Here is a 25,112-nt window from a genome sequence, read left to right on the forward strand (position 1 = left end):
TTACATGTACTTACCAAATAGTATTTTTGTTGAATTTTCATTGACTTTACGTTGACCTTTTGTTGATTTTTTCTTCACATTTAAAAGAAACCAACATACGATATTGTATGTAGTCACTCCGCTCATAGAGATCTACCTTTCTTATCGAAGAGCATACTTATATGCGTGCTCTTTTACTTACAATGAAATAACAATTTTATTTAATATCCATTTCCTCTTGCATAAGAACTACAGTTTTAAACATTACTTGCTCAAAATCTTTTTCATCCATGTATGGCTTTACAATCTCTAGAATCACAATAATCCATTCAGATTTGTTCACCTCCCTACATATATCAATACATGTAAATATTAAGTTTTACATTCAATTAACCTAGTATGATGCGATAGATTGATAATCATATTTATCAATTAAAGAAGAGTTCTCAAATTTCAGCCCCTTGACACGCACCGTTAGGGGCTGAACTCCTTTGTTACGATAGGAATGATGTAATGTATTTAACCTCTACAATAATTTTACAATATAAATAAAAAAGAACACCTTAAGTCAGTGCCCTTCTTGCAAACATCAAACTTTATGTAATTGAACATATAGATAACATAAACCCTCCAAATGTAATTGCACCTAGTAATCCTAATACAAATCCAGTTATGCAAACACAATCAGCAAGACAAATGGAAGACTGCGATAATGGAACAAATGACCTACTTGTACTCGATCCATATTGTTTTACTTTCTCATAATTCATATCTAACATTACTTGTAGACATGCTATACCTTCCTCAATAGAATGAAGAGATTCTTTTTCTAATCGATCCAATAATTTACTATTAAAAGTAATTGGAAGAGGATACCGTTTATCTAATTTCATATGTTGATAAATTAATTGTAAACGAGATAATATATTATTTTTCTTTTTTTCACATGTTACTGTGTGTTTCATTTTATTAAATTCATTTAATAACAGTGTCAATTCATCTCTGTTTCCGTATAAATCCCTTGCTATTTTTCTCTTTAGTTTGTACGAATGGATAATAGATTTAAGTTCAATCATTTTAATACACTTCCTAATAGAATTTTACTTACCTCAATATTTTAAAAATAAACAGTACTTTTAAATCTTATTTAAAATACACTCAAGTATCTTCATTTACTATCGATTAACATTACATTAATCTTACATAGTTGTAATAATTGCTTTCGCTACCCACTAACTAGAAGCAACAGATTCCTTATTTGATGGTAAAAATATAAAAAAGCAATGATTAGGTTTTAAGTCTAGTCATTGCTTTATATATCTTATCTTGATTTACAACTAAAAATCTAAATATCATTCTTTCACTTGAATGCTACATGTGTTTTTATTAAATTCTTTAATAATAATTATATAATACTTCACTATTGGATTCCTTTTTTCTCTTATCAATATTCATATGTTACAATAGTACCAGTTGTATCAGTAGTACCATTAAAACCACTAAAACAATTAGAACAACTACCACAGCCGCCACAACCTCCACAACCTCCACAACCAAAACAACCGAAGCAACCAATACAACGGAATCCGCCACAACGAAATCCACCACAGCGACCTCCACAACGACCACAACCGCCACAGCGACGAGCAGCATCTTCAATATAGTAATATGGATATTGGTTTTGTTGGTCCCAATACACAATATTTCCAGATTGGTAATCATTAAGGCTTAACGCTTGTAGTTCTTGTTGAAACTTATTCATTTTCATGACCTCCGTTTATTAATTTTAAACCTTTCGACGCTTTCCTATATTTCTGTTTGTTAAATCTAAGTAGAAATAGCGCTATAAAGTGAAACTTTAATCAGTGGGGGTTTTGTTCATCCCCCACTGATTATTAGCCCTCACCAATCGGACGTTTACGGATAGTTAATCTCCCACCTAACTTCTTTGCTCCAACTGAATTTTGAGGTGGGAGTTTTACTGTCCGTTAACGTGGGATAAACTAAGTTCAATACGTACCCCTACAAAATATGACCTATCACTAGATAATGCACCTTGTTCATATACTTATTTTTAGGTTATTTTTCCCATAGGCTCATTTTTATAAATTGAAAAAAGACACACTTAGATTGATGCGTCTTTTTGCGATACTTCTTTTGTGAAATCATATACATAAGTATTATCCATATCTATGTATAACAATACCCCTACTCATTATCCAATGACATCTTCTACTTCTGTATTCACTGGCCACTTTTCTAAAGTATAAGCCATTTCCCAAAATGAATATTCATATTGACTGCTAATAATGAAATGCTGTTTCATTCGCTTACGGTCAGACTCTGTTACGTTTTCAGCGATAGTATCTAATCTTGTAATTTGCTCTTCAACTAGCGTACGGAACCAATCAGATCCATAAGCAGAAATCCATTCTTTATAAATTTGCTCTTCTGGCTGACACTCTTTTAAACGCTCACCAATTTCATAATACAACCAATAGCAAGGTAAAATTGCTGCAATGATATCGCCTAAATGTCCTTCATACGCAGCACGATACATATGTGAAGTATAAGCGTATGCAGTTGGAGCAGGGATAAAATTATCTTTCTCTTCTTGTGTTATCCCTAGTTTCTTCGCAAAGTTCTCATGTAAAGATAATTCCGCCTCGTATGTATTTTGAGCATGATGTGCCATACGAGCTGTCGTTTCTAATTCTAGAGCCTTTGCAGCTCCTAAAGTTTGTACTCTAGCGAAGTGACTCAAATAATATGAATCTTGAAGTACGTAATAGCGAAAACTAGCTAAATCTAACGTTCCTTCACCAAGTTGTTTTACAAAAGGGTGATGAAAACTAGCTTCCCAAATTGAATCTACTTCTTGACGTAATGATTGTGAAAATGTCATTTAAATCCCTCCAATAAAGTATAAAATTTAAGTATTTACCCACAGTTATTAAATCTGTAAAATAAAAAAACTTTCTTTACAAACGTAAAGAAAGTGAAATTGACAGTATTTATTCATAAAATAGTAATGTCTTCCCACTTCCCTACGCTAGTATTAACCAGATCAGGTACTAAGAGTCTCAAATTCTCATTTGATCTCAGCCTATAATAGGCCCCCCTAGTGGATAAATATTTAATTTTCGTATTGTATACATCATAACATACTTCATGTTACTGTCAAAAGCATTCATGATACTGCTACTTAAAACCCTTCTTCTTTTCTTACTTTTAATGAAGTTTCAATAATCATATCTAATAGTTTACTATAATAAATACCAGCTGCACCTGCACTTTTCGGTAGTAAACTTGCTTGTGTCATCCCTGGTAATGTATTAACCTCCATTACATATGGAATTCCGTCCTTTACCATCATATCCACCCTTGCATAAACGCTGCATTTCAATGCTTTATAACAAGCCAGTGACGCTTTGTTCACACGTTCCTTCAATTTTCCTGGAAGTTCGATAACTTCTTCAATTGTACTAACATCATCATATTTTGCATTGTAATCAAAGAACTCAGCTGCATGTCGGATTGAAATAATAGGTAACTGTTTTCCATCAAAAATTGAACATGTAATCTCATCACCTTTTATATACTTCTCTATTACTACTTCAGAATCCCATTCAAACACAGTTTCCAGCATTGAAATTAATTCATCTTTATCATATACAATCTTTACCCCAACACTTGATCCACCAGAGTTTGGTTTTACCACTAACGGAAATCCTAACTTATCTAATTCATCAAGATTTAGATCCGCCATTTTTGTAAGTTCAATCCAATCGGGTGTTTCTATACCTTCATAGCGTAAAATCTTTTTCGAAATATTTTTGTCCATACATATACCGCTAGATAACATATTGCTCCCGCTATAAGGAATACCTAAACTTTCAAGCGTGCCTTGAACCGTCCCATCTTCTCCATATTTTCCGTGTAATGCAAGCAGCGCAAAATCAATGTCTTTCGCTTTTTCGATTAAATCCATTTTTTCATTTAACGTAATTGGTACGATTTCATATTTATTTTTATCTAAATTTGCAATCATTTCATTTCCAGTCATAATTGATACTTGTTTTTCAGAGGATACTCCACCCATAATAACGCCAATTCTCATTTCCTCAACTCCAAATTTCATTTTTTATTGTATCACCGATTATTTTGATTCCACGAACTATTTCTTCTTCTTTCAGACGTGAAAATCCTAATCGAAAAGTAGTCGCTCCTCCTCCATCAGAATAAAAAACATCTCCAGGAGAAAATGTAACCCCTTGCTCATAACACTTTTGTAAAAGTGTGCGGGCATGAATTTTTTCTTCTAACTCTATAAATAAATGAAGTCCACCATCACCGGTCATTCTTTGAAACGGAATGTACTCGTTGCACGCCCCAACAGCTAATTCATATTTCTTCTTATAAACTGATCTTGCCTTTTTTAAATATTTTTCAAAATATCCTTCATGTAAATATTGAAATAGAACAGCTTGATCTAACGTAGATGTGTGAATCGTTCTTGCTCTTTTTACACTTTCTAAATGATGAATCAGTTCTTTATCGGCGATGATCCAGCCTACACGTAAACCAGGGAAAAGTACCTTTGAAAAGCTACTAATATAAATTACATTATTACCAGCGCCAGCAAAAGTTAATAATGGTGCTAAGTGTGAACCTGAATAACGTAGTTCTTCATTAAATCCATCTTCTATAATAGGAACCTTATATTTGGAGAATAATCTCATCAGTTCCGTTCTTTTCTCCGAACTCGTAACAATACCGGTTGGATTATGATAGGAAGGAATTAAATATGCGAAATCAAACTCTTTTTCACGCAAACTTTTTTCTACTTCGTTCGTATCGATGCCATCTTCATTCATATTAATTCCGTGAACTTCAAGTCCATGTAAACGGAAAAGCTTCAATGCAGCATGGTGAGTTGGATTCTCACAAATAACCCGCCCTGATTTCTTCGATAACGAGGATAGCACGATGTCTAATCCTTCTGTAAATCCATTTGTAATTAAAATATCTTTGTTCGAAATATCTACACCTTTCATTTCCATATAATGAAGTAGATAATTCATTAAAGGTCTATAACCTTTTGCGTATCCGTAGTTTAATACGACATCCCCTTCAATGGACATACGAGTAAGAAAAGCTCTTTTGAAATTTTCCACATCAAATAGCTTTTCGTCCGGAGCAATGCTATTAAAAACAATCATTCCTTTTTCCCAGCGAACACCATGTTTCATTAAATCTAATTCATCCGCTAATAAGGTAACTGTATTAAGTTTATGTTTCCAATCTATTTCAACAGACGAAGTGTTCGATATATCAACCTTCGCTACAAAATTCCCTTTCCCTTTAACTGCATAAATGAGTCCTTCTTGCTCTAAATCCGCATAAGCAGCGAGTACAGTATTTCTGCTCACACTTAGTAATTCACTTAGTTCCCTAGTTGAAGGGACTTTTTGATCCCCGAGCAAATGACCTTTCATAATCATCTTTTTCAAATAATCTTTCAATTGAATATAAACGGGACGATCTTTCACAACTTTAAAATCTTTAAACAATTCCTTACCCCCTGCAATCATTTTTGCATATTTATTTCATTCTCAAAAGGTCCACTACATATGTATTTTTTATAAAGGGCGGTACGGTCTTATAAAGTGGAACTTTAATCAATGGGGCTGATTATCACCCACTGATTATTATCCCTTAGTAACAGGCATTTTACTGCCTATTACTAAGGGATAAATCTTTGCGGTATAAGTTAATTACATCTTTTAAAGCTGCTGCTGCGGCTCCACGTGGATTGGAAGCACCACCAATTGTAGTAACTTGCCCCATCGTATCTGTAAAGAACGTAATTCCTTTTTCTGTTCCATTTACTTTTGCTAGTGGATGATCTTTATCTATTTCGTACGGTTCCACATGAAGAGCCACTTTACCATCCTTATCCTTATATGCTGAAGCTATTAATTTAATATATTTATTTTGCTCTTTAGCATTTCGAATTTGTTGTTTTGTAACATGTTCAATACCCTTTATATGTATATCAGTAAGCGTATTTTCTGTTCCCATTAAACTGTTTGCCAAAAGTAACAATTTACACGCACTATCAGAACCACTTACATCTAATATTGGGTTCGTTTCAGCAATTCCTTTACTTTGCGCTTCTTTCAGTGCTTCTTCAAACGTAATATCTTCCTCATTCATTTTCGAAAGGATATAATTTGTAGTCCCGTTTAATATTCCTTCTATTTTTTCAATATGGCAACCAGCTAAACTAAATTGACCAATATCAAGTGTCGGTAATGCCGCCGCAGTTGCACCACTATATCGAATTCGTACATTTGCGATTTTTGCTGCTTCATTTATTTCTCTCCAGTTTGTAACGAGTGCGCCTTTTGAAATTGCTACAATATCCATATGTTTCTCAATCGCTTGTTTTATATATTGTTTTCCTGGATTTCCATCTTTAAGGTTTGTAACTGTTGATTCTACTAATACAGTTCCACTTATGCTAGTTGTTGCTCGTTCCTCTGGATGATGTTCAATGTATTCTTCAATTGCAGCGCTACCGCCACCATACATTAATAAGTGATGAATAGATAATCCATCCTCATTATGTATTGCAACATTTCTACCTAATACAGCGCTTACCACTAAGTCTATTCCATATGATTCATTTATATATAAATATTTTTCATTTAATAATTTTATAAACTCTCTTCCTACTGTCCCATATCCTGATAATACAACTTGAACTTTCATAATATCCCCCCATATTTTTCTACCATATCCCTCTTTCAATATAATATAAAGCGCCCTCGAATTCCATCGAGAGCGCTTTATTATTACCTATTTCGGTAATCCTAATAACTTTTCTGCAATTGTTCTATAAAACTCTTGAATGCTAGAAAAACCTAACGTATCTGAAACACTAAGTCCTACCATATCGAGATGGTCCCAATTTGCTTTTGTTTCGATATGATTCCATTTCCCAATCTGTAAAGGCTCATTACTATTTACAATAGCATTAGATGAGGGCGCGACCATAGAATTTGTATTTACTACACCGTCATTTTGCCACCAAGAAGTATCAATTACTGGTCGATTTTCTTCATATCTTGCATAGAAACCTAAGAAAAACGCATTACCCATTAACACCTTATTCATCGTTATATGAGGTAGATGTAAACCTGTTATAAGTGCCGCTTGTGATGCATGACCACTATATGATAAGTAATACACATCTGATTGCGTCTTTACCCAATTATTAAGCTCCTTTGCACCATCTGTACTTAAATCCCATTGACTAATGTCTTTTGTATTTTTCCAAATTGAACTATTTAAAATACGATCAGTATAATGGAAAGGGGACTCTCCAGCATTCTTTTTTAACCCCCATTGATCCAATTTAAAATCATATAACGATAAATTATTATTCCCTCCAAAACTTGCAGCTGTAATGAGTAAATCTTTAACGAACGGTAGTAGAAGACTACCATCCGCAAGTGTCGTGCCATTGTGAGGAGTTGCTAATGTTGTCACACTATGAACATATGATTTCTTGCCCTCAAATAGTGGTGATATATTCGTGTTCGGATGATTTTTCACATGATTTTTTTCTTCAAAACTACCTTCTTTTAATAGCTGTACTAATGTTCTAATCGTTTGTCCGCCCATGCTATGCCCAACTAAATGAACTTTATTTGTTTCACTCCAATTCGGTGCAAAACCACTATAAGTTCTACCAAAACGATTATGTCCATGTTTCTCAGCATGTGCGCCACCGTAGTCTACTGTACCTCCATTAATTTGCGCATATAATTCACATGCACGATCCCAGTTACTAGAAACAGGTCCAACAGCAGCAGTATGTACTGTATAGCCACTTCTTTTTAAATCTTCTTGTATATCATGAACACCACCCCAATATTTAACCCCTAACATTTCCTCTCTACCCCACCCAGCAAATCCATTCACCAATATGATAGGATAATTATTTTGTTGTTTCTCTTCAGCGTAAGTTATTTTTGCTGCGAATAAAAACACAGTCCCTATTGCGAATAAACATATTTTTAAAAATAATTTCCCCATGCTTCCTCCTTCTAATAAAACGTTTACATTTTTCTATTAAAAATGAGTTCTTAACTTAAACATAATGTAAAGTATTTTATATACATTGTATATAGAGAAAACATACACAAATGTTGATAAATATTAATTCAAGTGAGGAATTACTTTTTACAATATAACTTGTAAATCTTATTATTTGAATTTATAATTAGATTTAGTTTCCTCATGTTAAATAGCTTTAATAATTATAAGAAAACTAATTTTATTACTTAAGGAGGAGGAAAAGGCATGCAAATCGGATTCAATATTCATACGTTATCTCAACCTACTAAAATAACTCCATCTAATCTTGAGCATAATACTATCTCTTCTACTAAACTTGAAGATAAAAAATCAAATGATCCCATCAAATTTGATATTCGTTCATCTGAAAAAGAAATGAAACAACCTGAGCATAAATTTAACGAATTAGATTTATGGAAGATGTTAAAAGATAAAGGTGTTCCTTTATGGATCATACTTGAAATGCTACAAAGGTCTCGTAAGGAAAAAGAATCTCAAAATAATTCAGTTCAAAATTCAAATGCGATCGAAGAACCGAGCGAGACGCGATTAAATGAAGTAATGTAAACTATGTTATCTAAATGGTCTAAAATTAAAAAGAGTTCAGGGCTGATAAAATTCCTATCAACCTTGAACTCTTTTTTATGATTTTTCTCCAATCGTGACAAATTGAACTGATACTTCTTCCTCAAAATCTTTAATTAACTTTCTTACTTTTACATATTCATTAGTCAATGTATTATCTGTCGACATTTTAGGTTTTTCGTCACCTAAATATTTTTTCAGATGAAGAAGTTGTATTTTTGTTTCATTTACTTTTATTTCTTTATACACATTATTTTTCGCCACAATTACATACCATAGTGTTCCATAGTTTCGATTATTACCAAGCCAAGCATCACTTTCATATGTAACTGGTATCGCTTTACCTTCTATTTCAATACTTTTTATATTCTTTTCTTCTTCATTTATAAATAATAGTGAACTTTCTTTTGGAAAACTCGGTAACGTATCTAAAGGTTTAGAATGGGATGAATGATCTCTTTTACGAAAAATTTTTGCTTTAATCATCGCTTTTGCAGTAGATTCATTTAATATCAAAACCCTTTTTTGGTCAAATCTACCTGTTTTCACCGAAAAAACTTCATGTTCTTTCGTATTTTCCTTATAACGATTCATAATTGTTGAAGTATGATTCTCATCTCCAATGATTAATACGCCGTTAGCTGGAAATCTGTTTTCATTTTTAGAGCATGCACTTAAACTTATTAAAATTAATATACTTAATATGAAAATAGAGAGTGGTTTTTTCATCACAGTTCCTTTCATAACTCAAATTGTTTTTTTACATGCTTTTCTGCAATCTTACTTGCTGATATTCTCTACTGTTCCATAGTTTTATAAAGCTTTTGTAAGTAACGCCAACGAGTTATAAAGAAATATAAAACTTGTATACATATAAATGAAATTAAAATTATGATAGAGCTATTCATAATAGAAAAATCGACTAATTGTTGTAATGCCATATAAGCGACCACAGTATGAATCACTGCAACTATAATCGGTAAGAAGAACATTAATACTAATTGTCTTGTTACAACTTTTTTTAACTCTCGTTTACTTAATCCCATTTTCGAAATCATCTTATATTGCTGCTGATCGCGGTCCAAATCAGTATATAACCGGAAATAAATAAAACTAGCAGCGAAAGTAAAGAAGACGATTCCAACTAAAACACTTGCCATAAGTAATAACCCATTCGTTTGTTTTGCACTTAACAACTCTATAGTTAGTGCTCTAAATTCAAAATGTATGTCTCTAGGATCTTGATCGAATATGTCACTTAATTGGTTTGAAATCTCTTTCGTTTTTATCCAATCATCTACAACAAATCCATAAGTTCGATATTGAATAATATTTTCAAAATCTAGATTACTATTAAGCGGAATTTCATCATACACATGATCTTGAATCGCAATATTAATCCCTTCCATATCGTGTGGCAAAACTAAATTATCTACAGTTTTTTTCACATAAAATGTCTTTGTCCAATCGCCTTGAATGACTTCAATATTCTTTTTATAATCACCATTTTTAAACTCTTGTTTTTGTGATACGACTCCAGGGATTAATAACATTTCATCTTCTTTTTCAATCGTTTCTTGTTGGTACCCGAGTGCTCTCGCAAGTTCGTTATATTCACTTAACTTCATTACATTTACATTACTTTCTGTATAAATATCTGAAGTGGAAGCCATTCGATATGGAATATTAGAATCAGCAAGATGTTTTTTTATAATCGAGAGATGTTTATCCGTTATTTTATTTTTATCAGGAGCTGTATACAGAAATGTATACGGGTTTGTCATCCTTACCAAATCTTTGTTTCCAAGAGCTGCTGTCGTGCCAATTGCTGTAAAAGCAACTGCTGAAATAATAGATACTATAAAAAACATTGTTGCATTATCTTTCATACGGTATATTAATTCTGAAAATGTTAATATATTGGTTCTCTTTAAAAAGAAAGATTCACTCCTTTTCACAAGATGCAATATATAAACGCTACACTGTGTATATAAAAAGTACGTTCCTATAATTACTAGGAGAACACCCATTCCGAGCGTAATAAAACTATAACTTGGGATAAAGCGAAATACTAAAATATAGCCATATCCTATACTAAATAAAGAAAAAATTGATAATAAAATTGACGATTTCGGTTCAGGCTTTGGCTTTTCCCCTGCTTGAATAAGTTCCACAAGTTCTGTTACTTTTATCATTTTAAAAGTAACTAGCGAAACAATTAAAAATAAGAATAGAAACGTGATGCCAGTTAATAATACCGCCTTCACTGGCATATAAAAAGGTAAGCCGTTACTAATCATTAATACACTGGCACTTATTAATAAAACTAGTTTAGAAAATACGAGGCCGATAAGAATCCCAATACAAATCGAACCAAGTCCAATTAACATATTTTCAATTAACAATAACTTCTTAAGCTGTCTCATTGACATGCCTTGCATCATTAAAATGCCAAATTCTTTCTTACGCGTTTTTAAAAACGAACTCACTGAATATAAAATGAAGAAGAATGAAAAGACAAAAATCAAACCTTGAGAAACTTCAAATCCTAATGTACCAAATGTACTTATTGTTTTACTTGTCGATTTCAACTCCCCCTGTAAATCAGGATGGAATAATAAAAGAGCATACGTAAAGAAAATCATTATAGAAAATGCACTACTTAAAAAATGGGCAGCATATGTACGCTTATTACGAAAAATATTATTAAATGCGAATTGACGAAAAGTCATGCCTTTTCCCTCCTAACAAAGAAAGGACATCCATAATCTTTTGATAAAATGCTTGCCTGCTTTCACCACGATAAATTTCGTTATATAGTTGACCATCTTTAATAAAAATTACTCGGCTGCAAAAACTCGCTGCATACGGATCATGAGTCACTAACATCATCGTAGCTTTTTCTTCCTTATTTAGAGTATCTAACATCTCCATTACATCATTTGAAGATTTAGAATCTAAATTCCCTGTTGGTTCATCTGCAAGTAATAATTGCGGCTTATGAACAATTGCACGAGCAATTGCTGTTCTTTGAGCTTGGCCTCCTGATATTTCAAACGTTCTTTTATTCAATATATCTGTAATATTTAATTTCTCTGCGATTTCTTGTACGCATTTGTTCATTTCTTGCACAGAAACGCCATCTAATGTCATTGGCAATACGATATTTTCCTTCACTGTAAGCGTGCTAAGTAAATTAAATGATTGGAAAACAAATCCTAATTGTTTCCTACGGAATAAAGCTAAATCTTCTGATGATAACTGGAAAGGGTTTGTACCGTTTATTACTATTTCTCCTGATGTTGGAGAATCGATAGTAGATACCATATTTAATAACGTTGTTTTCCCGCTACCTGATGGCCCCATGATCCCTATAAATTCACCTTCTTGAATTGATAAATCAATATCTACTAATGCTTTAAAAGGTATTTTCCCTTTATATACTTTACTAATATTTTTCGCATGTAAAATTTCCATTTCTCTTCTCCCTTCATTTGCACTTCTCACAATAGAGTGTAAATGAATTGTCTTAATGCTCATATTGATTCATCTTTCATTTATCTTACACGCTTGTAAGATTTCTAAAAAAACTGACAATAAAATTATTTTCAAATTAAAATTAACGCATAACTATCTTATAATAATTGTATAGTGGTAGAAAATACAATTGTATATCAAATCTTTATTATAAAAATGAGAAAAGACCGATTGCTTTATCGGTCTTTTCCTTCCCAAAATTATATTTTTAACTAACGCTTTTAATTGAAATGTTTTTGCGTCACCATTTTAATTCTTTTTCACTTTATAATACCCTCTACAAAAAATTGATTGCTTCGGTTTGATCGCAATTAACAAAGAATTGTATATGTCTGAAGCAGAAATTATTGCGTTTATCCAACATACAAATAATAAGATTGACTTAAAATTGCCTGATACAAAAGATGATATAATGCCAGGAATGACCGATAGTACAATAATAGGTAAACTCATAAAGATCCAAAAACGCGTTTTGGATAGAATTGCATTTGTATTTAACCAAAAAAATATTCCGCTGCAAGTTAAGCTAATATCCCCCATTTTATTTATAACAATAACGTGTAGATATTCATGAATGATGAAGACTAAAATACCTAAAATGATAAGATAAAATATATTAATATGAGTGAAACTTGCTCCAAAATAATACGGTATTAGAAAAATAATGATTTGAAGTACATATACAAACTTCATATAATATTTTCGGTGCCAATCATTTTGTATAAAAGGAGTCCATTCTGACAAATCCATACTTATTTGTGGTAAGTCACGAAACCAAAGTATAATAAGCTTTCTCCTCCCTTGTTTAAACTATTTCATACTTTTTAAAAATGTAATCCACTAACACTTAACCGTTAATTTTAGATACAAACTCCTTGTTCCCTTTATGCTTTTATTAAAGCTTAAGGTAATTCATTTACAGAATTATTAGAGTGAAAATTTAGTGTTTTCACAAATAAACACTTTCGACAAAATATTCCAAATCCCTTTTCAAATATGTTGTTTATAAAATGGTTCTTGCATGTACAACTTAATACATCTGTTTTCGGTGAAAAGCACACAATGCAAAAAAGCTTAGAACTTTAGCTCTAAGCTTTTTAATGATTTCATTACATTTTCGCTCCTTTTAAAGAGCGCTATTTTTTATCCATTCGGATTTACTCAATACATAATGATTATAAATTTGATTTTCTATCATCTGTTGACCCAAATAAGTAAATCTACATTTTTCAATGACCTTATTTGATGGTGCGTTGTTTATTAATGCAATTGCGTTAAGGACATCCACATTTGTATTTTTAAACAAATAATCAATCAGTCCTTTAGTTGCTTTCGTTGCATATCCATTATTATGATATTCACTTGAAACAGCATACATAATTTCTCTGTTCGGTGCAGGGAGTTCATCTTTCATGCCTGTGCAGCACCATCCAATAAATTCATTTGTGGTTTTCTTAAATATTCCTAGTCTTAATATGTGATCATCTATGTTATTCCTAGTTCTAGCAGCATGAAGAAACGCTTTGTTTTCTGGTATTTCATCATTTGTAACCCAATTAACTCTTTGTTCTTTCGTTGATTTCCAGTCTGGTAAAAACTTTTCTATTTCTGGTTGATTTGCTATTTTATAAATACTCTCTGCATCTTTGACCGTAAACTCTTGTAGGTATATATCACCACAATCTATTCTAAATAACTTAGTCAAACTCTCTTCTCCCATCTTAATCCCCCTTCCTTACGTTAAAGCGCCTTAATCTGCTTCGTAAGTTCCATAAACCGTTCATCTAGTTCTTTATATTCTTTGTCTTTAGAAGTTAAAAAGCTTAATTTTCCTAATACTTCTTGTCTTTCTGTTTCTAACGTTAAACGTAGCTCTTCAATTTCATCCCTTGTTTTCGTAGGTTCTTCTAGCTGTTTTTGTATCGTATTGTTTAAAAACACGAGTTTTGTATTAGTTGTTTTCTCCAGAAAATATCGATCGTGAGAAACGATAACGAGTGTTCCATTATACTCAGCTAATGTATTTTCAAGCTGTTCACGCGAAGGTAGATCAAGGTGATTCGTCGGTTCATCTAAAATAAGTACATCTTTTTCATCTAAAATATAAGCCATGAGCTTACATTTTACTCGTTCCCCCATACTCATATATTCAATCGGCTCTTTCCATTGGGAAGATTCAAATCCTAAATGTTTCATTAAATTTTGGACTTTTCCTCTTTCTTCAAATGTCTCTTTATAAAATAAATCTTCTGGTGTTTTATCAAGTGGTAAATCAAATACTTCTTGTGTTAAATAACCGATGTTTGCTGCAGGTGAAATCCATACTTCTCCTTCAACAGTTTCCGTTCCCATAATCATCTTCAGTAATGTTGTTTTCCCGCTACCGTTTGGTCCAATAATCGCAATCTTCTCACCGTGCTGAATTGTAAAATTAACGTTTTCAAATAATGTTCGTCTATTAAATTCTTTCCGCAATTGTTTTACTTCTAAGAAACGTTTTCCTACTTTTTTACTCGCTTGAATAGAAAATTCAACTGAATAATCCTCTTTCACACGTTCTACTTTCGTTTTCTCCAGCTCTTTTTCAAGACGCTTTCGTTTCGATTTAACTTGCGCGTCCATTCGCTTCGCCTTTACACGATAAAATTCTTTAACTCCTTCTTGTTTTGTAGACTGGGCATGTGCCTTTTGTGACCATGAACTTAATTCTTTTATATGAGTTTCTATTTGTTCTATTTTCTTTTGTTGTTTTTCATATTCACGCTGTTGCGTCATTCTTTTATGCTCACGTGCTTTCATATAACTCGTATAATTCCCGCTATGATCAATTAATTTCTTATCCTCAATTGACCATATTCTAGTCGCAACAACATCTAAAAAATATCGATCATGTGATACGACGATAACTGTACCTTTCATATTTTTTATTTGTTTAATAAGAAATTCCGTACTCATCTCATCTAGATGATTTGTCGGTTCGTCTAATATTAAGACATTAGGATTTTGGGCAAACCCTTTTGCTAATCGAACTTTTAGCTTTTCACCACCACTTAAAGTAAGGAAATCATTCGTTGGCACGCCCCATTTCGCAAGTAGTTCTGCTTCTTTTGCAATCATATCCTTGCTAACGAAAGATTCTTTTTCTTGTTCAACATATGCAGTTGTCATATTCATTTGAAGCCATTCAACAGTACCTTTTGACGGTTCAATCTTCCCATTTATTAATTGAAGTAATGTTGATTTACCAGCCCCGTTTTTACCAATTAATCCGATAACATCCCCTTGTTTTACTGTCACATTCATTTTCTCTAACAAAGTATTTTCCTTTATTTCAACATAAACATCATTTAATTTTAATAGTTCTTTCATAATACCGATCCCTTTCATTAAGGGAGAATAAAAAAATCCTCCCAAATAAATTTGGCAGGATTAGTCGTTAAAATATTTATACCCAAATAAGCTATTACACAACATAAATAGCAATACCGTTGTATGGAAATTGGGCAGACTAATCCTATTTTTTAGAAATTGAAATTTATTGAATTTCAACATTTAAAAATAAGATTAGTTAATCATCGTCCACCCATCATTCCTTTCCGTCGTTAGTAACCATATTGTACCATGATAGTACTGTATGAGTAAATGCAATTATATGTGCTATTATAAAGTTTGCTTTCTTCAAGGGCTATTTATCATTTCTTAAATTCATTTTGAACAAACAGCATTTATTGTACTACTTGCTTTATATTTCCCCAAAAAGTAAAACCCTAAGTACCCCCTCTTATATAATTTTTATATAAATTTATGATTAATTATATGTTATTCGTTATCCAATAATATCTTATTGTTTTTCGATAAATTTTTATTGATTACTCTCCTATAATAAGATATTATATGTTTACAGAAAATATTAATATAAGGATTGAATTTATGGACAAAACATTAAAAATTACAAAATCAAATATTATTTTAAGGATCGTTCTCATCCCGATTATAGTAGGAGTAATTGTTGGTATACTAACTAAATTGGGGCAAGGTATACTTCCAGGAAATTGGAATTCATTAGTTAACCTAGGAAGCGTTTGGTTAGTTCCATCCTTTTTCGTGGCTAGCTTGAGTTATTCTAAACGTACAGCTATACTTTCTGGCATCCTTGCGCTACTCGGCATGATATTAGGCTACTATGGTTATGCAATAGTTATTAAAAATGTAGCTCACTCTATTTATTTTATATCTGTATGGATTGTATGTGCATTTATAGGAGGAACTATCTTTGGAATTGCAGGTTTTCTATGGAAAGATACTACAAATCCACTTCATAAATTCGGAAGCGCGCTTATTAGTGGAGTTTTTGTAACGGATGGACTTCATATTCTTTTAAATTTTGAAGAATATAGTCACATGTTACCTGTTGGATATACCGAAGTGATAGTCGGCATTATCTTGATTCTTGTATTAGAACGCTCTAATGCTAATCGAATTTCTTCTTTCTTAATGATGGTTCCTATCATTATTTTAGGATTAATTGGATATAAATTATTAAGTTTGTTTACTTAATTACAATACTGTATCATGAAAAAACAAAAGACTAATTCTATTATAATCCACAAAACATATCAAGAATTCGAACATTATACTTATTAGTGTTGATACACTTATTCATAGGATGGATTCATGAAGCTATCTCTTTCAAAGGGGTGGCTTTTTTCTTACAAAAACTATTTATCAGCTTTTTATTAAATACTTCTAATTTAACAATCGTATTTATTAGCGTGTCATTATACATACTAAGATGACCTTTTACCATTTCATATAATCGCTATAAAGTGAAACCTTAATCAATAGGGGTTTTCTTCATCCCCCACTGATTATTAGTTGAACCAATCGGACTTTTATGGGCAGCCCGACCCCCACCTAACTTCTTTGCTTTCGCTGAATTTTGAGGTAGGGGGTTTTACTGCCCATTAAAGCGGGATAAAATAAGGCTAAAAAACTTATCTCCACAGTTCTTTAGCCTAGATCACTTATTTACACATTAAAAAATATAATTCGTACAACGGTACCTTTACCAACTTCTGAATGGATTTCTACACTATGTCCTAATTGTTTCGTAATTTCATATACAAGATATAGCCCCATTCCAGTTGATTCTTTAAAATCTCTGCCATTTTCCCCTGTAAAGAAAGGTTTAAATACTCTAGGTAAATCTTGCTTCGGCATCCCCACACCACTATCGACAATTTCAAGTATAACGTTATTACCTTCCTTACAAGCATTTACTTTAATCTTCTCTCGACTACCAGATGAATATTTGATCGCGTTCGATAGTATTTGTCCAATTAAAAATTGTAACCATTTTGCATCACTTTCTACAATAATGTCCTTATCAATTTTAAGCTCTGGATATACAAAATTTCGGATAAAGAAGCGTTTATGTTCATGCACGGAATCATTCACTATTTTATGTAGCTGTACTTTTTCCACATGAAAATCTTGTGTAAATGCCTCTAAACGTGCGACATACAGAGCCATCTCTAATCCCTTTTTCAGCCTATCTGTTTCCTCATTAATACTTTCAAACCGTGGATCGACTTCATCTTGTGTAATTAATTCTATTACAGATAAAGGTGTTTTCATTTGATGTATCCACTGGTTCATAAAGGTTAAATGATCATTATTTTTTCTCTCTTGTATTTGCAGCTGATTTTGATAATGTCGATATTGCACCTCAAGTAAGTCCTGAAGCGCAGTAGATAAAACTGCAAAATCTGATTTTTGAACAGAATCATCCAAAGAATGCAACGGATTTGCTAATCGTTCATAGAACGTACGATGAGTAAAGTAACGAAATACTAAATAGCCTACCATAAAAAAGACACCTAAAAACATTGCATATAATGCCGTTGCAATATGGTTATGCCCATCAAACCAATATACAAGAAATATGGCTAGTAGCTGGATTACTGTAAAACAAATAAGTGGTATATGATCACGAATAAATAATTTTATCATTTCTCTATACCGTTATCCCAAGTTATATGCAATCTATAACCGACACTACGAATCGTTTCAATTGCATCTTCAATCTGTAATGTTTTTAACTTTTTACGCACACGAGTTGTATTTACGCTTAAAGTATTATCATCAACATAAGATTCGCTATCCCATAATTTATTTAACAACACTTCTCTACCCACAACACGCGGATAATTTTTCATTAACATTTCTAATAAAATGGCTTCGTTTCTCGTTATATCAATCTCTTGATTACGCAATTTCAATACAAGCCTTTCAGGATATAAACAAAGACCTTGTTGCTCAACCATCCGTTCTTCTACTTTCGGTGCATAATCTCCATAAGCACGTCTTAAATAACTACGAATTTTAGCCATTACCACTTCGTAATGGAATGGCTTTGAAATGAAATCATCACCACCGTTTTCTAGTGCCATAACTTGATCCATCGTGCCTTCACGGGCTGAAATAAATAGTATCGGACATGTAGAAACTCCACGAATTTGACGACACCAATAGTACCCATCAAAACTCGGTAAATTAATATCTAATAAAACTAACTCTGGTTGTTCTTCTAAAAAAATGTCTAATACATTTTGAAAATCCGATACAATAATTCCTTCATACCCGTATTTCGCAACATGTGTTGATAATAGTTCTGCAATTTTCATATCGTCTTCTACAATCATAATTTTAACCATTTGTTAACTCCTTTTTCGATCCACAATCTTATTTACAATAATATAAAATAAATACTACCTTTTTTTATTAAATCCGTAAATTAAAAAAGAATACTTTTATACAACAGCATCCTTCTTCTATTATTCTTATTTAATATGAAATTTACTCAAATTAAAACCCAGCTTCTCCACATAGTCCATACCTAGTTCCATTCGTGCTGTTTTCAGTGGATCTACAACTTGGCAAACTCTTAAATCGCCTGCAGCTGATAATAAAAGTGTTGCATCAGCTTTAGACATTTCTAATTCTTCATGTAAAAATGTCACCATATTACGTACAGCGCGATTCGCTGCATCATCTAACAATTTCTCTGAAGCAATCGTCATAAGTTTTTCTTTTTGGATCGCCATTGGTAGTGGCCATTTCTTTCCTTTTATAATCTGAACAGTTACCGTCACCTCACCAGCAACCTCTACTCCACTAACACCAATTTCACCATCACCCATCGCTGCGTGTAAATCGCCTAATGCTAATAGAGCACCAGGAACATTTACAGGTAATAATAATGTTGTCCCTTCTTTTATTTCTTTACAATCCATATTCCCGCCGTGATCATGCGGTGTGCCACATGAAATGCTCTCTTCTTTCGACGCAGTACCAATTACACCAATCATTCGATTAATCGGGATTTGCAGTTCATTTGAAAATAAAACATGTTCATTATGTATCGGGACAATTTTCACTGTATTTTCATTTAGCTCTTCACCCATTACACCAAGATTTGCACCTGTAGTTAAAACGCCTTGCTCTGCAATTTTAATTTTTTCAATCGTTACGGCTAATATATCACCAGGTTCTGCACCAATGATATATACAGGTCCAGTCGCTGGGTTAATTCGGTCCCAATCTAATTCTTGAAACGCAACATCTTCAGAATCAATTTGATTTTCAAAGCAATCATATGTTTCAAATACAAGACGACTCCCAATTTCTACTTCCATACATTGTTTGTTTTCTGGTGACATTGCGTAAATAATATGGTCTTTATGAATTCGATACATTTTATCTCTCCCCTTTTATATTAGTCTACAATTACTAATTAGCTTTTTTCACAAAAGCTCCTTTGAAAAATTAATAAATTTACATATAGAAAAGCACCTAGCTTATTTTCATACATACACTCTTTACTATAACAGGTAAAGAAAGGTGGTAGCACTATGCCCCTTATTCCATATAACGAAAGCGATGTTGATTTACTAGCTCGTTTAATTCGTGCTGAAGCTGAAGGAGAAGGTCGACAAGGTGAACAACTTGTTGGTTGCGTAGTAGTAAATCGTGTATTTTGTGATTGCTTAGATTTTAAACAACTTCGAACTGTACTGTACGTGATGCAGTATATCAAAGCCCTGGCGGATTTGAAGCAGTGCAATACGGATATTTTTATCAGCGTGCTCGCGAATCAGAAAAGGATATCGCTAGAAAAGTTTTACAAGGTGAATGGCGTTGGCCAGCACGATGGGCTCTTTGGTATTTCCGTCCAGTTGGTGCTTGTCCGCCTGAATGGTATAACCAGCCGTTTGTAGGACAGTTTAAAAGCCATTGTTTTTATGAACCTAGTGGTGATGAATGTCCGAAAATGTATTCACGGTAGCAAAATTTGAAACGCAAGTACTTAGCTGAGTACTTGCGTTCCCTTTATTTTTTAGAAATCTAATAATGTGATAAACTTTTCGATGCCTACTACATGTATTAATAATGGTATTCGAGGGCCACTGGATTGATTCATAATGAGCTTATATATAATAATAAATAATTGTTTTTGATTTTCTTTCATTATTTTTTTATTTTCATGATGACAAATCGAATACAATTGCTCCATTAAGTTAGAGTAATCTTTGTTAGAACGAAGTATGGTGCAAGCTTCTACTAGCCACTCTTTCTGCTTTTCATCTAATGTGTTGTAAAACTCTATATTTCTCTCTTGATTTACAGCAATTAATTTTTCAGTTTGAAAGTTTCTAACCCAATACTCTGCACGTTTGCTTATCGCTATCATATCCTCTAATGCATAATTCCTATCTATTTTTTCTAATATACCTTGTAAAATAGATGAATCAAAATTTAATAGCGGTAACGTTCCTGCTACTTGATTAAATTTCGGATATTCTTTAATTCTGCTATCAACTCTAGAAAGTTTAATTGCATCAAATAAATCTTCATTTTTGAGCGTTTTATTCTCATAACTTTCTTTCAATCGTTCATATTCTGTATAATTGCGAATCACATCTTCATCAAGACCGATATGAAAAGCTGCGTTTGGTCTATATTTAGCAAACATAAAAAGAATCACTTCTGGTAAATACACTTTTAACAAATCATTAGGTGTAATACTATTCCCTGAAGAACTTGACATTTTTTCATGATTCCCTTTAATTCCAATGAAATCATAAGCAACATAATGAGGAGCTTCACGATTGAATATTTTCATTGCAATTTCCTTTGATACATTATAACTACCCGTTTCCGAAGAATGATCTCTTCCGCCCGGTTCAAAAATAACATCCTCTATCATCCATCTCATCGGCCAATCGATTTTCCAATTCAGTTTCATTTTATTTGTATTTAATACCGATAATTCAGTTTGATTTCCGCATTCACATTTATATCGTACTGTTTTTAATACTTCATCAAAATGTGTAATCGTTGTTGCATCTTTCCCGCATTTCTCACAATATAATGTAACTGGATAAAAGCTCTCTCGCTCTTCTTCACTACACTCTCCTGTTTTAAAACTTATTAAAATATCATATATTTCTTTTCTTTTATATAAAGCCTCTAATATGTTTTTGTTATATCTTCCACTTCTATATTCAGCATGTTGATATATGAATTCCACTTCAACCCCAAATACTTGAAGCGATTTCTCAAACTCTTTTTCAAAATGCTCTGCATAGGAGTTATGACAACCAGATGGATCTGGAATATCACAGTATGGCATACCAATATATTTTGCAAAAGATGGATCAATATTTTTAGGGACTTTTCTAAACCTATCATAATCATCCCATGAAAATATAAAACAAGTCTTTTTGCCTAAATCTTGAAGTGCTCTTACAACGAAATAAGTCGTTATTATTTCGCGAAAGTTCCCGATATGAATAGAACCAGATGGACTTATTCCAGATGCGCAAACAAAAGTTTCTTTGTTTGGATGTTTTCTTATTAATTCATGTGCTACTTCATACGCCCAATACATATATTACTCACCTCAATTGATTTTTTACTTTCACACTTTCAGTTTTATGCAATAAAAAAACTCCCACCCCCAAGATTATTCATCTTGAGGACGAGAGTTATTAGCTTCGCGGTACCACCTCAGTTTGTTAATACGTCGCCATATTAACCTCTTCAGGTACGGCAAAATATGCTTATACCCTATCTCTATAACGGAAGAACCCGTCGCACCATCCCTAAACAAATTAGTTCCTTGCGCAGCTCCAAGTCTTTTTTCATTAAGATGTATACCGCTCTTTCTCAGCTACCAGAGCTCTCTGTATGTATCCTTTCTCAACTACTCTTCTTTTCCATGCCATTTTAAATATTAGTTTTTCATATGATAATTTATAACACTTTTATTGTCAAACTTTTCCGAACTGAAATTCTATCTAAATAAATGCTTTATCGCTTCTAATTGAATTTTATGACTACATTCATCACAACAATATGTCCCTTTTGATTTCTCTTTAAATCGTTTATATTTTTCACTTCCCTCGTAAACACGGAATATATTTTTACAAGAAAAACAAACAATTTCATAAAACATCATATGCATTTTCCTCTCCATGTTTATACATTTTTTAATCACTTGATAAAATCAGTTTTCCAAAGTACAAGTCTTAATATCTTCTAACTAAAGGTTTACCTCTATTCTTATCGAATTATATAAATATCTTATAAAGCGAGGTGAACATCTTGATCAGTAATATAGAATTAGTTTTAGATGCTAAAGCAAGTTTAGCTGAAGGGCCATGTTGGAATGAAAATATTGGAGCTGAAACTATATGAACCGTATCGATTACATAAGACACGAAGAAAAAAAATATCATGACCTTTGCTATGAACAATATAAACTATTTGAAACTGGCTCTTGGCTTTACAAACCGGTTAAAACAGTTATGGACTTACTGGAGTACTTTGAAGGACAAAATAACTTACAAGTACTTGATCTCGGCTCTGGCGTTGGAAGAAATAGTATTCCAATTGCACAAAAGATACAAAATACTAGCAGCACTGTTACATGTGTGGACTTACTCGATTCCGCCTTAACAAAATTACAAACTTACAGCAAAGAACATGATGTATTTGAAGTCATAAAAACAGAACAAGCAGCAATTGAAAACTACTACATCCAACCTGATACTTATGATTATATCGTTGCAGTATCAAGTTTAGAGCATGTCAAATCAGAAGAAGATTTAAAAAACGTGCTCCATTCTATGAAAAAAGGTACAAAAGCTGGTGGTATCAATTGTTTCATTATTAACTCGAACATACAAGAAATTGACTTACATACGAATGAAGAATTAGTTGCTTTAATTGAAATTAATCTTCCTACTGATAAAATGATACATCTATTAAAAAATATTTATGAAGACTGGCAAGAAATGAAAGTTGAAATAAAAGAATTAGCTTATAATATAGTCCGAAACGAAAGACACATTCAATTAAAAACAAATGCTATTACTTTTGTCGTTCAGAAATAATCGTATAATTAAGATGTGACCCTTTCCTTCTAATTCATTTTTATTGTATGAGATTTTTACCTTTTAATATTTATTAAACAAAAAATAAAAAAGCACTTGTTTCCGCAAGTGCTCTTTTTGGGGATTTTGAGATACCCTATTAAAGAAAGTTAAGGTTACTTAAAGTTAATAGGTATTTCTATTATATGCTTGTCCTTTTTATTTGTGCATAATCAATATATACATCTTTAGTAATTGTTAATAACTTTTATTTATAGTTCTTTCTTACATTTTATCATTAAGAAATTAATTGAAGGTTTATTTACCATGTTCTTATTTGGTTCGTCAATTTCTGAAACTTGTACTAGTCCATATTTATTAAAATCTTGTTTTACAGATTCAGAATCACAGAAGAACATTTTTACGCCTTCCATTACCTCATAATAGTCTTTATCCAACTGTTTTCCTTTTCCATACATTGGCGCTTTTTTAGAAACTGTTGTAAAAACCAAATACCCGCCTGGTTTTAACTGATTATAACAATCTTTAATAAATTTCTCTCGCTCCTCCCCATTCAACAAATGGAGAAGTGCATAACTAAATATCCCATCATATAGTTTATTATCAAAAGGCATTTCGTTTACCGAACCGTGATACATACTAACATCTTCTAGCCCGTTTTCTCTTGCTAAATCGATGGCTGTTTTTGAAATTTCAATACCTGTTACATTTATACTATTTTCGATAAACACCTTTGCGTTTCTTCCGTATCCAATACCCGGAACTAAGATGTCTTTAACATTGTTTTCCACAAAAAAGTCTTTTGTCAAAATTGCAGATTCAGTAGGTTCAAATCCCCACATCGTTTGCTTCTCAATAAAACTTGATTCTCAGAATTCCATTTTATTTCTATCTCCTTATTCTTATCTCATGTTTAGCATCATATGAAAGACCTATTAATTTTAACGCTGCTTTTTTCACCACAGTCACTATAGGTCCATTGAATATAGCATATTAATAAGCCTATATCTAATTTAAAGATTGGCTGAATATCTATTCTAAATATTAACCATTACGTTTAGAGAAAATATAAAAAAGCTAATACTTCCGTTGTAGTGAAGTGACCCCTAAAAGTTAGACACGGTTATTTCATTAGGCAGCTTGATAAAAGTGAGTCCGGTATTGCACCGGGCTCATCTTTAATTTTGCCTTTATCCGTTTTGTATTATAATAATCTATATATTTTTCTAATTCTATTTTGAATTTCTCTACACTTTCAAACTGTTTTATGTAGAGAAATTCAGACTTCATGATTCCAAAGAAATTCTCCATTACTGCGTTGTCATAACAGTTGCCTTTACGAGACATACTTTGTACGATACCTCTTTCTTGTAATGTGTGACGGTACTGTTTCATTTGATAATG

The 25,112-nt window shown here is 32.3% G+C and carries 24 protein-coding genes, 1 pseudogene, 1 riboswitch and 1 other annotated feature; of the genes and pseudogenes, 4 read left to right on the top strand and 21 right to left on the bottom strand.

The features are described 5' to 3' along the window. Positions 1 to 196 precede the first annotated feature (196 nt). From JDS99_RS32310 to JDS99_RS01720, 8 genes are all read right to left on the bottom strand, one after another. Positions 197 to 322 (bottom strand): hypothetical protein, encoded by a 126-nt coding sequence (locus JDS99_RS32310; RefSeq protein ID WP_255543189.1) that lies wholly within the window; start codon positions 320 to 322, stop codon positions 197 to 199. Positions 323 to 575: 253 nt separating this feature from the next. Next, positions 576 to 1,055, bottom strand: a complete 480-nt coding sequence (locus JDS99_RS01690) for a homoserine dehydrogenase (protein ID WP_199694334.1) — start codon at positions 1,053 to 1,055, stop codon at positions 576 to 578. Positions 1,056 to 1,423: 368 nt separating this feature from the next. After that, the gene (locus JDS99_RS01695; RefSeq protein ID WP_199694336.1) at positions 1,424 to 1,747 is read right to left on the bottom strand and encodes a heterocycloanthracin/sonorensin family bacteriocin; all 324 of its coding nucleotides are present in this window, start codon (positions 1,745 to 1,747) and stop codon (positions 1,424 to 1,426) included. A gap of 447 nt (positions 1,748 to 2,194) precedes the next feature. Continuing rightward, complete coding sequence (tenA, locus tag JDS99_RS01700) at positions 2,195 to 2,884, bottom strand: thiaminase II (RefSeq protein ID WP_199694337.1); 690 nt, start codon at positions 2,882 to 2,884, stop codon at positions 2,195 to 2,197. 122 nt (positions 2,885 to 3,006) lie between these two features. Then, positions 3,007 to 3,112, bottom strand: a riboswitch (TPP riboswitch). Positions 3,113 to 3,184: 72 nt separating this feature from the next. After that, entirely contained in the window at positions 3,185 to 4,099 is a 915-nt protein-coding gene (ddlB, locus tag JDS99_RS01705; protein ID WP_199694339.1) for a D-alanine--D-alanine ligase, read from the bottom strand. A gap of 4 nt (positions 4,100 to 4,103) precedes the next feature. Further along, on the bottom strand, positions 4,104 to 5,552 hold the full coding sequence (gene pdxR, locus JDS99_RS01710; protein ID WP_199694341.1) for a MocR-like pyridoxine biosynthesis transcription factor PdxR: 1,449 nt from the start codon (positions 5,550 to 5,552) through the stop codon (positions 4,104 to 4,106). A 160-nt stretch (positions 5,553 to 5,712) separates the two neighbouring features. Next, on the bottom strand, positions 5,713 to 6,756 hold the full coding sequence (locus tag JDS99_RS01715) for a homoserine dehydrogenase (RefSeq protein ID WP_075307104.1): 1,044 nt from the start codon (positions 6,754 to 6,756) through the stop codon (positions 5,713 to 5,715). An 87-nt stretch (positions 6,757 to 6,843) separates the two neighbouring features. Next, positions 6,844 to 8,085: an esterase/lipase family protein gene (locus tag JDS99_RS01720; protein ID WP_199694342.1), complete on the bottom strand. Its 1,242-nt coding sequence runs from the start codon at positions 8,083 to 8,085 to the stop codon at positions 6,844 to 6,846. A gap of 267 nt (positions 8,086 to 8,352) precedes the next feature. Between JDS99_RS01720 and JDS99_RS01725 the strand changes: the two genes are divergently transcribed. Then, a complete protein-coding gene (locus tag JDS99_RS01725; RefSeq protein ID WP_088122208.1) occupies positions 8,353 to 8,694 on the top strand; it encodes a DUF3914 domain-containing protein in 342 nt (113 codons plus the stop codon). Positions 8,695 to 8,769: 75 nt separating this feature from the next. Here JDS99_RS01725 and JDS99_RS01730 read toward each other — a convergent pair whose 3' ends face one another. The 6 genes from JDS99_RS01730 to abc-f form a co-directional block, all read right to left on the bottom strand. Beyond that, positions 8,770 to 9,441, bottom strand: coding sequence for a lipoprotein BA_5634 family protein (locus tag JDS99_RS01730; RefSeq protein ID WP_199694343.1), 672 nt, complete (start codon positions 9,439 to 9,441; stop codon positions 8,770 to 8,772). Between the two features lie 68 nt (positions 9,442 to 9,509). After that, positions 9,510 to 11,444 (bottom strand): ABC transporter permease, encoded by a 1,935-nt coding sequence (locus JDS99_RS01735; protein WP_199694344.1) that lies wholly within the window; start codon positions 11,442 to 11,444, stop codon positions 9,510 to 9,512. Beyond that, positions 11,419 to 12,189 carry an ABC transporter ATP-binding protein gene (locus JDS99_RS01740; protein WP_199694370.1) on the bottom strand — a complete coding sequence of 257 codons (771 nt, stop codon included), beginning with the start codon at positions 12,187 to 12,189 and terminating at the stop codon, positions 11,419 to 11,421. The genes JDS99_RS01735 and JDS99_RS01740 overlap by 26 nt, the downstream gene beginning before the upstream one ends. 309 nt (positions 12,190 to 12,498) lie before the next feature. Next, positions 12,499 to 12,999 carry a DUF3267 domain-containing protein gene (locus JDS99_RS01745; protein ID WP_088063560.1) on the bottom strand — a complete coding sequence of 167 codons (501 nt, stop codon included), beginning with the start codon at positions 12,997 to 12,999 and terminating at the stop codon, positions 12,499 to 12,501. Positions 13,000 to 13,375: 376 nt separating this feature from the next. Continuing rightward, positions 13,376 to 13,969, bottom strand: coding sequence for a GNAT family N-acetyltransferase (locus JDS99_RS01750; RefSeq protein ID WP_098857016.1), 594 nt, complete (start codon positions 13,967 to 13,969; stop codon positions 13,376 to 13,378). A 20-nt stretch (positions 13,970 to 13,989) separates the two neighbouring features. Further along, positions 13,990 to 15,618, bottom strand: coding sequence for a ribosomal protection-like ABC-F family protein (gene abc-f / locus JDS99_RS01755; RefSeq protein ID WP_199694345.1), 1,629 nt, complete (start codon positions 15,616 to 15,618; stop codon positions 13,990 to 13,992). Positions 15,619 to 16,179: 561 nt separating this feature from the next. On the opposite strand from abc-f, the gene JDS99_RS01760 reads away from it, so the two are divergent. Next, positions 16,180 to 16,806 carry a DUF6518 family protein gene (locus tag JDS99_RS01760; protein ID WP_199694346.1) on the top strand — a complete coding sequence of 209 codons (627 nt, stop codon included), beginning with the start codon at positions 16,180 to 16,182 and terminating at the stop codon, positions 16,804 to 16,806. 471 nt (positions 16,807 to 17,277) lie between these two features. Here JDS99_RS01760 and JDS99_RS01765 read toward each other — a convergent pair whose 3' ends face one another. From JDS99_RS01765 to JDS99_RS01775, 3 genes are all read right to left on the bottom strand, one after another. Further along, a complete protein-coding gene (locus tag JDS99_RS01765; RefSeq protein WP_199694347.1) occupies positions 17,278 to 18,261 on the bottom strand; it encodes a sensor histidine kinase in 984 nt (327 codons plus the stop codon). Then, a complete protein-coding gene (locus JDS99_RS01770; RefSeq protein WP_199694349.1) occupies positions 18,258 to 18,965 on the bottom strand; it encodes a response regulator transcription factor in 708 nt (235 codons plus the stop codon). Before JDS99_RS01770 ends, JDS99_RS01765 begins: the two co-directional genes overlap by 4 nt. A gap of 126 nt (positions 18,966 to 19,091) precedes the next feature. Further along, entirely contained in the window at positions 19,092 to 20,006 is a 915-nt protein-coding gene (locus JDS99_RS01775; RefSeq protein ID WP_199694351.1) for an acetamidase/formamidase family protein, read from the bottom strand. 156 nt (positions 20,007 to 20,162) lie between these two features. Here JDS99_RS01775 and JDS99_RS01780 point away from each other — a divergent pair. Beyond that, positions 20,163 to 20,596, top strand: a pseudogene (locus JDS99_RS01780) (cell wall hydrolase). Positions 20,597 to 20,647: 51 nt separating this feature from the next. On the opposite strand, the gene lysS reads toward JDS99_RS01780, so the two are convergent. Both lysS and JDS99_RS01790 read right to left on the bottom strand, forming a co-directional pair. Further along, entirely contained in the window at positions 20,648 to 22,201 is a 1,554-nt protein-coding gene (gene lysS, locus JDS99_RS01785) for a lysine--tRNA ligase (RefSeq protein WP_199694352.1), read from the bottom strand. A gap of 83 nt (positions 22,202 to 22,284) precedes the next feature. Continuing rightward, positions 22,285 to 22,541 (bottom strand) — a binding site (T-box leader). Positions 22,542 to 22,606: 65 nt separating this feature from the next. Next, entirely contained in the window at positions 22,607 to 22,777 is a 171-nt protein-coding gene (locus JDS99_RS01790) for a DUF2197 domain-containing protein (RefSeq protein WP_120450223.1), read from the bottom strand. 229 nt (positions 22,778 to 23,006) lie between these two features. On the opposite strand from JDS99_RS01790, the gene JDS99_RS01795 reads away from it, so the two are divergent. Further along, positions 23,007 to 23,708, top strand: coding sequence for a class I SAM-dependent methyltransferase (locus tag JDS99_RS01795; protein ID WP_199694354.1), 702 nt, complete (start codon positions 23,007 to 23,009; stop codon positions 23,706 to 23,708). Between the two features lie 251 nt (positions 23,709 to 23,959). Here JDS99_RS01795 and JDS99_RS01800 read toward each other — a convergent pair whose 3' ends face one another. After that, positions 23,960 to 24,550 carry a class I SAM-dependent methyltransferase gene (locus tag JDS99_RS01800; RefSeq protein ID WP_242475598.1) on the bottom strand — a complete coding sequence of 197 codons (591 nt, stop codon included), beginning with the start codon at positions 24,548 to 24,550 and terminating at the stop codon, positions 23,960 to 23,962. 289 nt (positions 24,551 to 24,839) lie between these two features. Continuing rightward, a partial coding sequence (locus JDS99_RS01805) for an IS3 family transposase (protein ID WP_199694356.1) occupies positions 24,840 to 25,112 on the bottom strand: 273 nt, incomplete at its 5' end.

It is taken from the genome of Bacillus cereus group sp. N6, assembly GCF_016483705.1.
In the GTDB taxonomy this organism is placed as follows: Bacteria; Bacillota; Bacilli; order Bacillales; family Bacillaceae_G; genus Bacillus_A; species Bacillus_A wiedmannii.